At 43.2% G+C, this 16,644-nt stretch carries 13 protein-coding genes; 1 reads left to right on the top strand and 12 read right to left on the bottom strand.

Annotated elements, in window-relative coordinates; all coding sequences use genetic code 11:
* Positions 1 to 38 precede the first annotated feature (38 nt).
* The 4 genes from GYK50_RS00340 to fmt all read right to left on the bottom strand — a co-directional run bounded on the left by GYK50_RS00340 (position 39) and on the right by fmt (position 5,707).
* Positions 39 to 1,148, bottom strand: coding sequence for a LysM peptidoglycan-binding domain-containing protein (locus tag GYK50_RS00340; RefSeq protein WP_212564063.1), 1,110 nt, complete (start codon positions 1,146 to 1,148; stop codon positions 39 to 41).
* A 323-nt stretch (positions 1,149 to 1,471) separates the two neighbouring features.
* Complete coding sequence (gene thrC / locus GYK50_RS00335; RefSeq protein ID WP_212564062.1) at positions 1,472 to 2,893, bottom strand: threonine synthase; 1,422 nt, start codon at positions 2,891 to 2,893, stop codon at positions 1,472 to 1,474.
* A gap of 46 nt (positions 2,894 to 2,939) precedes the next feature.
* Positions 2,940 to 4,538 (bottom strand): transcription antitermination factor NusB, encoded by a 1,599-nt coding sequence (locus tag GYK50_RS00330; RefSeq protein ID WP_212564061.1) that lies wholly within the window; start codon positions 4,536 to 4,538, stop codon positions 2,940 to 2,942.
* An 80-nt stretch (positions 4,539 to 4,618) separates the two neighbouring features.
* A complete protein-coding gene (gene fmt, locus GYK50_RS00325; protein ID WP_212564060.1) occupies positions 4,619 to 5,707 on the bottom strand; it encodes a methionyl-tRNA formyltransferase in 1,089 nt (362 codons plus the stop codon).
* Between the two features lie 314 nt (positions 5,708 to 6,021).
* Between fmt and GYK50_RS00320 the strand changes: the two genes are divergently transcribed.
* Positions 6,022 to 8,886, top strand: a complete 2,865-nt coding sequence (locus tag GYK50_RS00320; protein WP_212564059.1) for a response regulator — start codon at positions 6,022 to 6,024, stop codon at positions 8,884 to 8,886.
* Positions 8,887 to 9,082: 196 nt separating this feature from the next.
* Here GYK50_RS00320 and GYK50_RS00315 read toward each other — a convergent pair whose 3' ends face one another.
* From GYK50_RS00315 to rpmH, 8 genes are all read right to left on the bottom strand, one after another.
* Positions 9,083 to 9,757 carry a riboflavin synthase gene (locus GYK50_RS00315; protein ID WP_071002669.1) on the bottom strand — a complete coding sequence of 225 codons (675 nt, stop codon included), beginning with the start codon at positions 9,755 to 9,757 and terminating at the stop codon, positions 9,083 to 9,085.
* Between the two features lie 435 nt (positions 9,758 to 10,192).
* Positions 10,193 to 11,248, bottom strand: coding sequence for a bifunctional diaminohydroxyphosphoribosylaminopyrimidine deaminase/5-amino-6-(5-phosphoribosylamino)uracil reductase RibD (gene ribD, locus GYK50_RS00310; protein WP_212564058.1), 1,056 nt, complete (start codon positions 11,246 to 11,248; stop codon positions 10,193 to 10,195).
* A 113-nt stretch (positions 11,249 to 11,361) separates the two neighbouring features.
* Positions 11,362 to 11,820 (bottom strand): transcriptional regulator NrdR, encoded by a 459-nt coding sequence (nrdR, locus tag GYK50_RS00305; protein WP_071002667.1) that lies wholly within the window; start codon positions 11,818 to 11,820, stop codon positions 11,362 to 11,364.
* Positions 11,821 to 11,907: 87 nt separating this feature from the next.
* On the bottom strand, positions 11,908 to 13,344 hold the full coding sequence (mnmE, locus tag GYK50_RS00300; RefSeq protein WP_093070253.1) for a tRNA uridine-5-carboxymethylaminomethyl(34) synthesis GTPase MnmE: 1,437 nt from the start codon (positions 13,342 to 13,344) through the stop codon (positions 11,908 to 11,910).
* A gap of 207 nt (positions 13,345 to 13,551) precedes the next feature.
* Positions 13,552 to 15,234 (bottom strand): membrane protein insertase YidC, encoded by a 1,683-nt coding sequence (gene yidC / locus GYK50_RS00295; protein WP_093070251.1) that lies wholly within the window; start codon positions 15,232 to 15,234, stop codon positions 13,552 to 13,554.
* A 215-nt stretch (positions 15,235 to 15,449) separates the two neighbouring features.
* Complete coding sequence (gene yidD / locus GYK50_RS00290) at positions 15,450 to 15,818, bottom strand: membrane protein insertion efficiency factor YidD (RefSeq protein WP_093070248.1); 369 nt, start codon at positions 15,816 to 15,818, stop codon at positions 15,450 to 15,452.
* Between the two features lies 1 nt (position 15,819).
* Positions 15,820 to 16,191 carry a ribonuclease P protein component gene (rnpA, locus tag GYK50_RS00285; RefSeq protein ID WP_093070245.1) on the bottom strand — a complete coding sequence of 124 codons (372 nt, stop codon included), beginning with the start codon at positions 16,189 to 16,191 and terminating at the stop codon, positions 15,820 to 15,822.
* A gap of 186 nt (positions 16,192 to 16,377) precedes the next feature.
* On the bottom strand, positions 16,378 to 16,512 hold the full coding sequence (gene rpmH, locus GYK50_RS00280; RefSeq protein ID WP_007394757.1) for a 50S ribosomal protein L34: 135 nt from the start codon (positions 16,510 to 16,512) through the stop codon (positions 16,378 to 16,380).
* Between the last annotated feature and the right edge of the window lie 132 nt (positions 16,513 to 16,644).

The following is a 16,644-nucleotide window of genomic DNA, read 5'->3' as shown; positions in this document are numbered from 1 at the left end:
GCAAACTTAGTAAAATCGCTTCACAAAGCCTTATGTGCTTATAGATAAGGGGGTGGCAATAGCTGATCGCCAACATTGAGTGGTAGTTCAGAGTCAAGTACGTAAGCATAGCTGATGTTGTCAAAGGTATTAAACACCATCACCATACCGCTTGGCTCATTGGGCAAGCGTACCGGCATGTCATTGTCTCTTACGTCCCTGACCAGCGGGCCTTTTTGATAAACGGTCAGTACATCACCTGGTTTGGCACCATGCAAGCTGCCTAAATTGATCGCTACCACGCTGCCTTTAGCGGCAGAGCTGATTGAGTCCATCACCCGCACAATCATACCACCACGACTGACGCTGGCAGGCGTTGGATAAAAGACAGGTGGGATAGCGTTGTCTAGCTCGACAAACACGCGATCGCCTTCACGTACTTCTTTGTCGTAGCTGTCCGTCAGCTGCAGGCTAGTGACGCCATTCGTTTCTGTCGATGTGACAAGACCAGTCGCTACCTGTGTAACCTCTAATCCGATAACCTCTTGAGTTTTGGGATCGACATACAGATCACCCTCGCGGTATACCCCGTAGCGCTGACCCACGATAAGCGGGACGCCTTTGGCATAGACTTTATCCCCGCTTGCGGTGATTAGATTGCGATTTTTGGACGCCAAAATATAAGGAGTAGTGTTGAAATCTTCTGGATTTACAATGAGGGTTTTATCCAGCCAATGCTGAATAGCAGACCATGGTACAGGCGGGATACTATTAGCAGTCGAGGTGATCGCGACGGTGCTGGCAACCACATTACCTGTTAGCTGCTTTTCGATACCTGCACAGCCCTCACCAGTATCAACCCCCACCAAAGTCTTGCCCTGAATCACACACAGAATAAGAATATCATCAGGATAAATAAGGTTTGGATTTTTGATTTGCTTGTTGGTAGCCCAAATCTCTTTCCAGCGCCATGGACTGTCGAGGTAGCGACCTGAGATATCCCATAGCGTATCGCCTTTTTTGACGATATAGCGATTGGGGGCATCTGCTTTTATGGTAGGTGGTGGATTATTGGCGTGGGCTGTGGTCATCAACATGGCACTGCTAAATGTCGTAACTAATAATCCTTTTGCCAGTGCTTTTGCTGTCTTTTTTAAGCTCATCTTCATCGTTATATCCACAATAGGTACCACTGTTTCGGTCACAATAAACCACGCTCGTTTTTTACCAAATCTATATTTTATTTTATAAAAATAACTTAGATTATCAGTAGTTTATAGGTGATTTTATCATAACAACGATAGGGCAGCTGTTCAGTATAATTGGCTAGAAATATTCCAAAAAAGCGTCTAGCAGCATGATGACTCGCCGACGCTGTTTCTAATACTACAATTATCTATACCATAACACAATCATAAACACTTTATTACAATGGTGTAACTTTTATACAAACGCTTCTATCTATAGAAGATGAACTCAAAACGTTTATCGCTTATGCTGGATTTGGCGCAATATGCTGACGAATTTGCTCAGCAACCAATTCAGCTTTGTTCTCTAGTACAGTCACATGTTGTGGCAGGCTCTCTAAGCCTTCCGTGTGAGCCGGACGCTGAATGTCGATTTGCCCCACTGCTTCGATGATAGTGTCTGCAAACTTAACAGGCAAGGCCGTCTCTGCACAGATAATGACTTCGCCTTCACGCTGCAATTCTTTGGCAACCTTTATCCCATCAGCCGTATGTGGATCGACAAGTTCGCCATGCTGTTCATACAATGCTTTGATCGTGTTTAAGCGATCGCTATGGGTTGATTTGCCAGCAGCAAAGCCATAACGCGTATTGACCGCCTCCATCAAATCAGACAAGTCAAAGCCTTGACCTGATTTTACACCGTCAAATAACTCATGAACGCGTGCGCTGTCTTTATCCAGCAACAAGTAAACAAAACGCTCAAAGTTTGAGGCTTTTGAGATATCCATTGATGGACTTGAAGTGACATACGTTTTGTCAGTAGGACGCGGCTGATAAGACCCTTGATTGAAGAAGTCATTGAGGACGTCGTTTTCGTTGGTGGCGACGATCAAACGCTCAACGGGCAAGCCCATTTCACGAGCGATGTGACCGGCACAAATATTACCAAAATTACCTGAAGGAACGCTAAAGCTGACTTTTTCATCATTGCTTGTCGTCACCGCAAAATACGCTTTAAAGTAATAAACGATCTGCGCGAGGATGCGTCCCCAGTTGATAGAGTTGACCGTGCCCAAGTCGTACTGAGCTTTAAAGTCAGCATCTTGTTGCAGCGCTTTGACGATATCCTGACAGTCATCAAACATACCGTCGATGGCGATATTATGAATATTATCGTCGGTCAAGCTGTACATTTGTGCGCGCTGAAACTCACTCATTTTGCCATGCGGTGATAGCATAAAGACTTCGACGTTTTCTTTACCGCGCAGGGCATACTCAGCTGCACTACCCGTGTCGCCACTGGTCGCGCCAATAATAGTGATACGCGCCCCTTTTCTTTTGAGGACATATTCAAAAGCATTGCCCAAGAACTGCATAGCCACGTCTTTGAATGCCAGCGTTGGGCCGTTTGATAATCCTAAAATGTATAAATTGTCTTCGAGCTTGCGGACAGGAACAATGTCATCAGAGCCAAATATATCAGCCGTATAAGTGCGATCAATAATGTCTTTTAGATCCGCATAAGGAATGTCTGTAGCAAAGCGCTGCATAATCGCAAGTGCCAGCTCTGGATAGCTCAGCGTACGCCACTCATCAAGGACAGCGCCGTCAACGGTCGGGTAATGCTCAGGCAACATCAAGCCACCATCTGGCGCAAGCCCCATTAATAGCACTTCACTAAAGTCCATTGGTGCTGTCTGACCACGAGTACTGATATATTTCATTAGATTGTCCTGTCTACAATAATGTTATTCAATAGTTAAAAGCGGTTTATTCAGCAGTCTTTTGCAATAACGCATAATAAAAACCATCGCCACTCTCGCTATCGATTGGCAAGCACTGGCGACCAATCGCTTGGGCAATACCCCAATTGCAGTCCTCAGTAAACTCAATCGCTACCGCATCATTATGATGAGTGATAAAGTCCTGCATTTGCTCGACGTTTTCTTGCTTTAAGATAGAGCACGTGACATACAGCAAATAACCGCCAGCTTTCAATTGTGGCCATAGGTTATGCAAAATATCGGCTTGTAGCAAGGCGGTTTGCTCGATGTCTTTTTCGGTACGCAAAATACTAATATCAGGATGACGGCGAATCACGCCCGTTGCGGTACAAGGAGAATCCAATAATATTGCATCGAATACTGGTTCATTTGTCGCAGCTTTTTTATTTTTACCATGCTGCCATCTGGTGGCATCAGCGCAGACAACGTTAAGGGCGATATTTTTTTCAGCTTGCTCTAAGTCTTGCTGTTTGAGATTGAGACGCTGTAGATTGTCATAGATGCGTTCGATGCGCGGTGCTTCATTATCGATAGCGGTCAGCTTGAGTTTAGAAGCTAAAGGCTTTGCTTCCGCATCATCTTGTTTCACGTGAAACAACGATGAAGAGTCATTTGAGCTGAGTAACTGCAACCAGTGGGCAAGCTTGCCACCAGGCGCCGCGCAAGCATCTAAAATATGTATCTCGTTATTGGTATTTTCCGTATCAGATTTTTCAGCGTTGAGCTTTGCCATTAACGCTTTATTGATGATAGGTGCCGCAAGCTGAGCATGCATATCTTGCACGCTGGCAATGCCTTCGAAAAAATGAGGCAAAGCATTGACAGCGGTAGTCTGATGCAGTCTTAAGCCTTTGGTCGATAGTATTGTAGTAGTCTCTGACGAGTTTGCTACGTTAAAACCAGTCGTTAGCTCAACGATATCTGCATCAATTTCTGCGCCATACAGCGACTGTTGATAATCCTCTACTGAAGTAACTGCAGAGTTGACTCGCAAAAACATCGGTGCCACTTGGCGTAAGCCTTGGGTCAGCGCATCGTACTGCTCACTCCAATCTTGCTTAAGCTGATAGGCAAGCCAATTCGGTAAGCTGTGTTTTTTATCGCACTTTTTACGAAATTTACTTGGGTTCTTAGCGACTTTGCGCAAAATAGCGTTGATTAAACCAGTTGCATGGGCAAACTCAATCTCTTTTGCCGCTTCAACCGTTTCATGAATCGCGGCATGATCTGCCACTTCCAAATACAGTAACTGCACCAAACCCACTTGAATTGTGGTACGAACTTCGACCTCGTCAATAGGGTTGTCCGCTAGCGTGTCGAGCAATCGTGCAAGGGCATGCCATTGGCGTAATGTTGTGAGCAATAAAGCATGCGCAAAACCTTTATCACCATCGTGCAGACTGTTTAGTAATGGGTCAAGCACGCTTGAGAGCGAATGACCATTTTGAATAGCAAGCAAGGTACGAATCACGCGAACGCGAACGCTGCCATTCATGATTAGATTGCTTGATGGCTTGAGCTTGTTGTTTCTAAGTGCATTGTTTCTAGGTGCATTGTTTTTAGACGCGCTATTGGTTTGTCTCATGAAGTTGTAGTTCCTTGACGTATGATTGATCGCGTCTTGTGCTAGTAGGGTTAAATGTCGTTAAAGCTATTTAGATGAAGCTATTTTGATTCTGCTGTGAATTGATCACCGTCGTTTAGCTGATTACCATGACAAAGCTGTTCCGCGGTCATCGGCTTACCACCAGCAAACTGTAATTTAGTTATCGCCAATGTGTTGCTGAGTTGTACGTCATGAGCGGCATTATCATTTGGTTGTTCAGCCTCTTGACCACAAGCCACCAAAATTGCCTTGCGCCCGACACTCACGACTGTACCCGCAGGCTTATCTGTTTTTTGCGTGGTATTGATGGGTAGTGCCGCGAGTATTTTGACGCGTTGCCCATTTAGAAAGGTATAAGCGCCTGGCCACGGGGTCAATCCACGAATTTGGCGCTCGATGGTAGCAGCGGGCTTTGTCCAGTCAACCTCGCCTTCGGTTTTTACGAGCTTTTCGGCATAATTTGCCTGACTGTCATCTTGGGCAACGGCCTGTGATTGATAATGTGATAACTCTTTTAATACTGTTGCGATAGCCGTCGCACCAAGCGCTGCCATCTTATCATGTAGGCTCGCTGCCGTCTCATCAGGCTCTATACTAGCGCTCACCTTATAGAGCATATCACCAGTATCAAGCCCTTTATCCATCTGTATGATGGTGATACCTGTCTCATCATCACCTGCTAATAATGCACGATGAATAGGTGCGGCACCGCGCCAACGTGGCAACAATGAGGCATGAATATTTAGACAACCATGCGTGGGTGTGGTCAATACACCAATAGGCAAAATCAAACCATAGGCGGCGACAATCATAAGATCTGGCTGATACGTACGCAACGTCTGTCGTGCTGCCATGCCCTCTGTGCTGGATTTTTTGAAGGTGACTGGCTGCTCTACCGCAATATCGTTCGCTAATGCCACTTCTTTGACAGCAGAGGCTGATAGCTTTTGGCCGCGTCCTGCTTTGCGATCTGGCTGGGTATATACTGCGACAATATCGATATTAAGGGCGTCTTGCTGGCGAATGAGCGCTTCTAGACTAATGGCAGCAAACTCAGGCGTGCCTGCAAATACCACCCTTAGTCGCTCGGTAGATAGTTTATTATTGTTTATAGATGTATTAGACAGATCAAAAGTGGCAGTAGTCATAGTCTTGCATTATATAAGGTTAATTTGCCCATTATAGGTGAGTTTACGATGTTGTGCCATAATTGTGGTAGTCTCAATCCAGTATGACTAATGACGATTTTTGCCTTTATAATATAAAAAGTGTCATTGCTCTAGTTATCGACCTTTTTATAGAATAAAAATACTTCTTCAGCAATACTCTATAAATAACACACTATTATTCTGCTATAGATAATAAAAAGGTATCAGCACCAAGGTTTTGAATAAATCAATTACTATAACAAACGATGATGATTTCACTATATGTTTTTGTGTCGATATAGGGCCATGCTCTCATGCAACAGTTTAAGTCCTTACAGCGATTATTGATCTTCTATGCATCGACCTTGCTGGTCATGCTATTGCTGTACTATGTCACGTTTTTTGATGGGTTGAGACATCATAGCGAACAACACAGTATAGATACTTTTCATGCATTACAGTACAGTATTACTGAGCATGCCGCGCCTATCGATGTAGAAATAGAAAAAATCCTAAAACAGCCTGCTTTTGACCATATCAGTTATCAGCTTATTTTGATGATGCCATCTGGGCAAACCTATATCCATCGTAAGACTCGACCTAATGAATCAGCTTTTACGACAGTAACGTTTCCAACAGTCAATGCCGCCACTTTTTCTAAGGACAATCAAAGTGCTTATACAGTCAGTAGTAGTGCTTTAACAGGAACGATAAAGCTCGAAAGTGGTCATCAGGTTTATATTGTGTTGCGCTATGAGCCTTTGACTGTCGAATGGACCTCGTACCGTTATTGGCTACCATTAACGGTGGCTCTGATACTATTTTTTATTGCTTTATTTTACATGCTCCACCGTCGAACCAACTGGGAGCAGCTAATAGCTTACACTGATAATTTAAGTGTTCATGCAAAAGAGTCTTATACGCCGCCGCCCTTTTTACAAGAAAAGTCCACCACTGAGTTTTTGCTGCTAGGTCATGCACTGAGCCGTGTCAGTTATCAGCTACACAACGACTATCGACGTATCAAAACATTAAATCATCGTTTGGAGCGCTTGGTTGATCAGGCACCACTGCCAATGCTGATGAGCTTACGTCATGGTCAGATTAGTTTCTATAACCAACGCTTTGAAACAATATTTACACCTTCTACCAAAAACGGACACAGGCATATAATCACTGATTTCGTCATGGGCAAAGACGAGGCTACTCAGCACATACTTCAAACGCTAGCTGGTTTACAAGTCTCGCGTACATTGACCGTCTACGGAATACAAAACAAACAAAACTACCAGTTGCATGCCACTCCATGGTTCGGTGAGCATGGACAAGTTCATGGTTTTACGGTAATGCTTAATGATATCAGTGAGCTAGTTAATCAGAACGAGCAGTTGCAACAGCAAAATAAACAGCTACAGCAAAAGGTTGATGAGTTCAATAAACTTAGGTTTGTCATCGGTCATAAGTTGCGCATACCGCTAGAAGCTATGATCGATATCCTTGAGCCAATCGATCCGAACACATTGAATGCAAGACAAAACAAAACATTAGATACTTTGATTACCACCAGTCAGAACATGCTCACCGCACTCAACGAGACGCTACATATAGGAAATATCGAGGTTAGAAAAACCCGCCTTAATATTGAGCCCGTCGATATTTATAAGCTTGGTCAGGAAGTTAATGAGCTAATCATAAATGATACGAGGCAAAGAGAGCTTGAGCTGATTTACTTTTTTGCCCCAGACTGTCCACGCTCTATTGGTACTGATGACGTGCGTCTCCGGCAGATTTTGCTGAATCTACTGCATAATGCCGTAAAATTCACCCCCTCCGGATATGTCGCACTTATTATAGAACAAACTGACTACGAGCAAATGTCAGAGGCTAACAAAGAGACCTTACAGTCTATCAATAAAAACCTTACCGCAGATGCAGTGAGTTGCTGGGTGCGCTTTAGTGTGCAGGACACTGGTATCGGTATCACATCTGCCAAACAGCATCAGCTCTTGTCGTACTTAAATAAACCCCATAGCCAAGATATCAACCCAGTAGCGCAAAATGCTATCGATGCAGGGTTGGGACTAAAAAACGTCAATAGCTTTGCGCGACTACTAGGCGGCTTTATAGAACTAACCAGTACCGTGAATGAAGGTAGCGTGTTCAACCTTTATTTGCCTTGCCGACGCCCAAACTATCAGTCGGTATATCATCCTAGTCAGCACCTAAATCATATTTGCCTAATCGCGGTCGTCCACCAGCCGCTTGTCGCGCAACATTTACAGCGGCTTTGTGAGCACTTAGCGATATCTAGCACTATTTATACTGCTGTAGACCTAGCGACTATAGAGCAATTAACAGAACGCCTAAGTCAAGATCAGCAAAGCTTGGCACCCATACTTCTACTAGATTATGAGTACTATGATACCAGCGCGATCTTAGTTGGTAATAAGCCCGATACTGACAGCTCAGCGAAACATCAAAACTCATTATCACAAGAGCAGGCTGACCTCACAAAACCCCATTTAACGCACAGCAATCACATAGTCATTAGCATCGATAGACGGCAGGCATTAAATAGCCTACTCGCTCATACATCCTTACCTAAAATACTATTTAGTATGAAACCTGAGCGCCGTATACCCTCTATGTTACTCGATCAATGCGATGGCTTTTTGGCAAAACCTTTAGATAGTGCGCTATTACTGTCTGAAATCCTGCGCTTGACAATGCCAGCTAGAAAAAAGCTAACACAAACACAAGATATTAAAGAGAACATTAGCGAGACAACTGCTCAAGAAGAAAGTTCGCAGCCATTATCACCCCTTATCTTAGTGGTGGAAGATAGCCCAACCAATCAAAAAATAGCCTGCAAAATGCTGATTAAACTTGGCTATCGCAGTATCGTTGCAGAAGATGGTCAGCAAGCGCTTGATATATTAGCCAGCCAGCGTGAGGAGATCTCCCTCATTTTGATGGACTGCCGGATGCCAGTCATGGACGGTCTACAAGCTACTCAGGCAATCCGCGCACAAGACGACGATATACCTATTGTCGCGCTAACGGCGAATAATACAGAAGAGGATCGCAAGGCGTGCATGCAAGTGGGAATGGATGAGTTTTTATCCAAGCCTATTCGTAAAAAGGATCTAGAAACCGTTCTACAAAGCTTTATACCCTAAACGTTAATAAAAAAATCACCCTCTCAACATTATAGTTGATTCAATTTAAGAGCGGTACAAGGCAACCGAGTGCAGATGTATCTGTCATACTTCAAGCGAGGTTAACGCTGTAACGCTTTTATAGTGGATTGACTATACTTTGATTTCGTAATATGGACAGGGTGAATATTTAAACAGGTAAGTACAGCCTCAAACGTTATTTCATAAAGCCATTATCTGCTAAAAAAGCTTCTGTAATTTGGCTTTGAGGATTTGCAGTATTCATACCACCAGATTGTGATTTATTTAGCAAACGCTCCAAATAGCGTGCAACGATATCCACCTCTATATTCACCTTACTGCCTACCAACCAATGTTTCGCAATATTAGTCACTTGAGCGGTATGCGGAATAATATTTAAAGAAACGATATTGTCACGTACCAGATTGGTAGTCAAACTAATCCCATCTACCGTGATAGAACCTTTGGTCGCTGTATAGTGCGCCAACTCTTGTGGTATCTCAATCTCAATATAAATAGAACGTGCGTCTTGCTGTAGTTTACTGACGACGCCTACCCCATCCACGTGACCGGCAACAATATGGCCACCAAAACGAGTCGTTGGTAGCATCGCTTTTTCTAAATTGACCGTATGACCTGCTTTTAATGCTTCTAGCGCTGTTCGAGCAATAGTTTCACGTGAAACATCAACAGAGTAATGGTTATTACCTAGCTCTACAACGGTCAAACAGATACCGTTCGATGCAATAGAATCACCGAGCTTTACGTCGCTAAAATCTAGGTCGTTAGACTCTATTGTTAAGCGTATATCACCGCCCGTTGGTTGCATCGATTTTACGGTTCCAACGCTTTCTATAATTCCAGTAAACATATCATCCTCATCTCGTTATTATAATGCTGCTATAAACACATCACTTTATTTATCAAATACTTAACCAAATTTCTTAGTACTGTCTTTCTGAGTACACTTCGCAGTGAAACACACGGTAAATGCAGGCGGTCATAGGATATATTGTGGATAAGTAAGTATAAGTCAATAGAATATTCTTAAAGTCTTTATTAATTATAGAGTTATCCACAATGAGGCTAAATTTAGTTTAGCGCTCGCAACGTAAGATTTAAAAAACATAAGTTATTGATTAATATATAATTTATCATAAAAACTCAAAAATAATCAGCTTTTATGTTTCATGTGGAACAAAGTTATACACAGTTTCATGTGGAACATTTAAAATGGTAACGTACTTATCCACATATAGTTCACATCATAAGCATATTGCGGATAACAAAAACACAAATAAGAAACCTACAAAGGCAATAGCGTTAATTTAAGGTCAGAACCAAGTTTCTCATAATTATAAATATCGAAGCGCAACTGTTGAGCCAGTGAGATAGGATTAAAATTGACCATTGGTCGCGCTTGATCACCAAGTAGACAAGGCGCCTGATAAACAATCAATTCATCGACGAGCTGCTGACTCAAAAAACTTCCCGCAACGCCAGCACCCGCCTCCACCAAGACATCATAACACTGATGGTCTCTGACTAATGTTGCTAGTAAATCAGTGAGATCGTCTGTGCGCCAATAAATCGTATCTGTACGGCGGCACAATTGATAATCAGACTGAGCACTGTGCTCTAAACGCTGACGTCTATCGAGCACTATAATCTGAGGTGATGGTATTTTTTCGGGTAATACGCCTAGTTGATTTGAACGCACGTTGAGCTGCGGATCATCAGCTATCACTGTCTCACTACCGGTTATGATTGCCCCACTTCGTGCGCGTATCTTTTGCACATCTTCGCGGGCTGCGTTTGATGTAATCCATTTTGACTCACCAGATGCCATCGCGGTGCGACCGTCTAGGCTAGTCGCTATTTTTAATCTGACATATGGCATCTGAGTCCGCATGGCTTTTAAAAACCCGCGATTTAATGCTTCTGCCTGCTCCGTCAGTATGCCAACCGTCACTTCAATACCAGCTTGCTTAAGTAGCTTTACCCCGCGACCTGCCACTTGTGGATTGGGGTCTAGACCGGCAATCACAACACGCTTTACATTAGCTTTAATAAGTGCCAACGCACACGGCGGTGTACGCCCTGTATGGCTGCATGGCTCTAGAGTCACATAAGCCGTTGCGCCCACTGCTCGATCGCCTGCTACTTTTAATGCAAATACCTCTGCATGTGGCTCACCAGCTTTCGGATGAAACCCTTGACCGACCACTTCTTCAGCTTGGACGATGACACAACCTACTACTGGATTTGGCCTAGTAGTATATAAACCGAGCTTAGCTTGTTCGATAGCAAGCATCATAAAGTAGCGATCTTGCGCATCTTGAGAGTGATTTATAGTTGGCATAACAGTAGGCTTATGAATGATTGATAATAATTACGGACAATTTTATTTAATAATCTAGGCGCTTTGAACTCAAAATCAGTTTAATAGTTAGACATATTTATTGATGTACCAGCTTATTTGTCATTTGGACGGATATTGGCAATTTCCTGATGAAAAGCATCAATGTCTTGAAAGTCGCGATAGACGCTAGCAAAGCGCACATAGGCAACATCATCTAAAGTTTTTAGCTCACTCATGATGATTTCGCCCAAGACTTTACTACTGATTTCACGCTCACCCATCTGTCTGACGCGTTTTTCAACTCGGCTGATCATTGCTTCTTGCTCATCGATAGTGATGGGGCGCTTTTGCAAAGGCAATAAGATAGACCGACGCAGCTTTTCATTGTCGTAAGGTTCAATCTTGTTGCTGGATTTGATAATCCTTGGCATCACCACTTCTACCATCTCAAACGTTGTAAAACGCTCTTGGCAACTGTTGCATGAACGGCGGCGACGCACTTGCGCACCTTCTGCAGCAAGACGTGAGTCAATCACTTTTGTCTCTGATGCATTACAATACGGGCAGTGCATAGCAATTCCTTCTTTTATGACTAAGAATAAAAGCAAAACTTATGAGATAGACAAATGTATTGAGTAATAGATAGAGTTATTCAACCGTTATTTACCAATACAAAAACTACCAAATATTTTGCCAAGCAAATCATCAGCACTAAACTCACCTGTAATCTCACCCAAACTCTGCTGGGCCTGACGCAAGCTTTCAGCAACCAACTCACCTGCTTGGAATACCGTTAACTGCTCATGCGCCTCTGTTAAACAGTTGGCTGTCCGTCTGAGAGCATCTATATGACGAGTACGAGCGATTAAGCTATTTTCTGGTGGATGAAAACCTACCTTAGCGCATAGTGCTTCGACTAAATTATCGATACCAGCGCCTGTTTCACATGAAACATTAACTTGTTCGTAGCCTCTATCTTTGATTTCGGCTTGCATCGTAGAGGCAGATTTTTCGCTACTATCATCGCTCAGTAGATCACTTTTATTGGCAATGATGAGTAAGCGTTTGGCATCTGGCAGCTCGCCGAATAACTGCTCAGCCAATTGCAACGGTGTGCTTTCTTCTTCAACATCGCGAGTCACATCGTAAACCATCAGCAGCATATCAGCTTGGGTAATGGCGGTACGGGCACGTTCAATGCCGATACGCTCTACGGTATCCTCTGTATCACGTAAGCCTGCCGTATCGGTAAGGTGAAGTGTCAAACCATTGAGCACGACCGTCTCTTGTAACGTATCACGCGTGGTGCCAGCGACATCGGTCACGATAGCACGTTCTTGCCCTGCTAGACGATTTAGCAGGCTTGATTTACCAGCATTTGGCCTACCTGCTAGGACAACATGGATACCATCACGTAAGAGCTGACCTTGCTTTGCTGTGGCTAAGACTTGCTGTATCTTATCTTGCGTTTGCTCAAGTTTGCTCTGTATCACGCCGTCAGATAAAAAATCGACATCCTCTTCATCAGGGAAATCAATGGCAGCCTCAACGTGCAAGCGCAAATGAATCAACTGTTCTAATAGCTGGTTTATTTTTTGGGAGAACTCACCACTTAGTGAACGAATCGCACTACTCGCGGCCGCCGCACTGGTCGCATCAATCGCATCAGCGATCGCCTCTGCCTGCACCAAATCCAACTTATCGTTATCAAAAGCGCGATAAGAAAACTCTCCGGCACTCGCTTGTTTGGCGCCTAATTCAAATACACGTGCAAGCAACTGGTTCTGTAAAATAACGCCGCCATGCCCTTGCAGCTCAATCACATCTTCACCCGTGAATGAGTGCGGACTTTTAAAGAACAGTACGAGCCCTTCATCAATAACGGTGCCATCCGCCTGATAAAAGCGGCAGAAGCTAGCCATACGCGGCGTAAAAGCAGATTTACCCGTCAGCGCGCAGGCCATGGCGTAAGCACGGCTACCTGACAGACGTATAACACCCACACCCCCTCGCCCGAGTGGCGTTGCAATCGCAGCAATCGTGGCGAGTCCCGATGTATTAGATTTTTCAGAATGATTCGGTGTGGCTAATGCCATCTCTAAGGAATCCACAATAACTCTCAATAACTAAAAATCCCATTATAGACGTCTGTGCTCATAGTGACAAAGCAAACTTTGAAACGCGGCCTAATCGTTGATATTTTCTCTTTAATGTTGATAAGCTGTGGATAACATTTTAGCACTTATAAAAAAACCACCGCTTGCGCGATGGTTTTTGTTTTTATCCTTCTGATAGAGCGTCAATTAGTCAACTATTTTTACCGTGCGACGTTTCTGCTCTTCTTCGACTTTCTTATTTACAATATATTGCTGAGTCATACTGAACAAGTTGTTCACTGTCCAATATAGTACCAAACCTGCTGGGAAGAATAGCATGAATGCGGTAAAGATAATTGGCAAGAACTTCATCACTTTTGCTTGCATTGGATCTGCTGGCTGCGGATTCAACTGCTGCTGGATGAACATGGAAACACCCATCAATAGCGGCAAGATGAACCAAGGATCCATGGCTGAAAGATCGCGAATCCACAAAATCCAAGGCGCATGACGCAGCTCGACACTCTCTACGAGCACCCAATACAAAGCTAAGAAAATTGGCATCTGCATCAAGATAGGTAGACAACCCGCCATCGGATTGACATTCTCTTCTTTGTAGATGGCCATCATTTCTTGCGACATTTTCATGCGGTCGTCGCCATGCTCTTCTTTTAGCGTTTTTAGTCTCGGCGCAATAGCGCGCATTTTTGCCATTGAATAATAGCTCTTATTAGAGAACCACATCAAAGCAATTTTGACTAAAATGGTGAGGATAATGATTGACCAACCCCAGTTACCCACAACTTTATGCACACCTTCCAAGATAGCAAACAAGACTTTCGATATTGGCCACAATAAACCGTAATCAACCGTCTTATTCAGACCAACTGCCACATCTTTTAGCTCAGACTGTACTTTTGGACCTGCGTACAGTGTGGCATCCAACGTCACTTGCTTATTCGGTGCGACATTGACTGGCTGACTGTTAAAGCCGATAAAGTAGTCGTTACCAGTCTCGCGGGTAAAGAATTTACCCGTGAAGTTTTCAGGCGTCCATGCAGAGACAAAGTAATGCTGTACGATGCCAACCCAACCTTTATCACTGGTCGTCGTCAACTCACCATCGCTGAAGTCTTTAAACTTCAGTTTATTGTATGGATCATCTGGCGTACCCCACGCACCACCTAGATAAGTCGCCATGCTCAGCGCGCCTTTATCAGACATGCCAGGATCTTTACTATCGTCGCGTTTTAGCTGCGCAAACATCTGACCTTGCCACGCATTGGTAGAGGCGTTTTGAATTTTGTAGCTAATATCGATCGGATATTTGTTTTCAGTAAAGGTGAATGTCTTGGTGATTGTCACGCCATCTTTTTTGTAAGTAAGCGGTACTGACAATGTCTGTTGCCCTGCTTCCATTACATAATTGTTGGCGGTGTGGCTATAAATCGCACGGCCTTCTGCCGTATCAATACCATTTTGACCAATCAAGCCAGACTGAGCCACGTATACACGGTTGCTGTTGTTTTCTAGCAATACGAAAGGCTTATCGCTATCGAGCGTCGCGTCATACTGCTTGAGCGCAGCATAGACAATATCACCGCCTTCTGGGTTGATTTTGATTTCATAGCGATCGGTTGTTACCGTGATTAATCCTGTGTCCTTTGCAGGGGTCGCTGTCACAGCTGCGTTATCCACAGGTAGGGTCTGAACCGGAATATCGCCTGCGGCACCAGTGGTAGAAGGAATGTCAGCACCTACTGAACTTGTAGTTTCTGGCACTGCTTCTACAGCTGGTGCATCGGCATAATCATCTCGCCATGCCAAAATCAGCAGATAAGCGGTAATTAGCATCGCAATGATGATCATCACCCGAAATATCTTTTGCATAAACCTTTCCTAGATTAAAAATTAGGGAATGAAAAATTAGGGCATGTGTCATGACTGTATTGCATAGTTATCATCATGATCGATAACCGCGTTGAGAGTCATTTACATAAAATGTGCATCATTTTACTAAAAATCTGCTTCAAATGATACCAAGAGTGTGGATAACTTGTGGGTAAGTCATTGAAGATGATATCTAAAGCCCGAAGTTATGATTTTTATGTTGTCTTCATTAAGTAGTTAAGACGTGGCACATACCCCTGACGATCTCGGTAAACACCCCATCCTCTACTATCGCTACTCGTTGTAGAAGGTATATATTGATACCGATAAGAAGATAAAGGGAGCGGGACAAAATCAATGCCGTGTCCACCAAGCGGATGACATTTACTAAGACGTTTTAACAGCAACCAACTACCTACACGAGTGCCATGCCACGCCAAAGCTTGTTTACCATAGTTTGAACAGGTGGGATAGTAACGGCAGCGAGCAGGTATGATAGGGCTAATTATTTTTTGATAAAATTTTATTATATTTAATATAAAAACAAAAATTATTTTATTTATTAAAACTAATAATTTTTTCATTTTATTTTTTTTCTATTTTTTTAAAAATATTATTTATTTCTTTTTTTAATTCTTTATTATCAATATCCTTTATCGATTTTTTTACTATAAAAACAATATCTTTATTTTCTAATTTAAAAGCTTTTGTACGGAACTGCTCACGGATATGTCGTTTAATCAAATTTCGAACGACAGCAGTAGGCACTTTACGCTTAGTAATCGCCATACCGATACGTGGCTTGTCACAGGCACTGGGTCTCACAAACGCCATCAAGTGGCTCTGATGTATCTTACGCTCAGGTGCGTCAAACACTTCACGAAAAGCTGCTGGTGTCAGTAGGCGCTGCTCTTTAGTAAAATTGGCTGTAGGTGTAGCTAAAAGAGATTTGGGCATGGTATGACCTAATATGATAGGGAATGGCGATATTAAAGATAATAGCAAAATATAGAAACAAAAAAAGCGCCGATGCGGGCGCTTTTAATATATGGCTAAGTGTCAGTTGTGATGATTGACTATTGCAATCTATAAACAATAGGAGCACAACAAGCAATATTAGCCATGCTTATCGCTATCTACTGATTATACAGTTAGACGATGACGTCCTTTAGCACGGCGACGAGCTAAGACCTGACGGCCTTTTTTAGTTGCCATACGAGCACGGAAACCGTGAGTACGTTTACGCTTGATCACGCTTGGTTGGAATGTACGTTTCATAACTCACCTATCAAAATAATGGACTAAATTCGTAATAACGGAGGATTATACCATCCAGTATAGTTTTGGTCAATAAACTAATTTAGCCTGTTTTCAGAGATTCAGTTTCTGCTATCAGATTGCTAGATATTA

The organism is Psychrobacter pacificensis, assembly GCF_018336615.1.
GTDB classification, from domain to species: domain Bacteria; phylum Pseudomonadota; class Gammaproteobacteria; order Pseudomonadales; family Moraxellaceae; genus Psychrobacter; species Psychrobacter pacificensis.
Note: the sequence above shows the minus strand (reverse complement) of the source record. Positions and strands in the feature narration are given on the sequence as shown.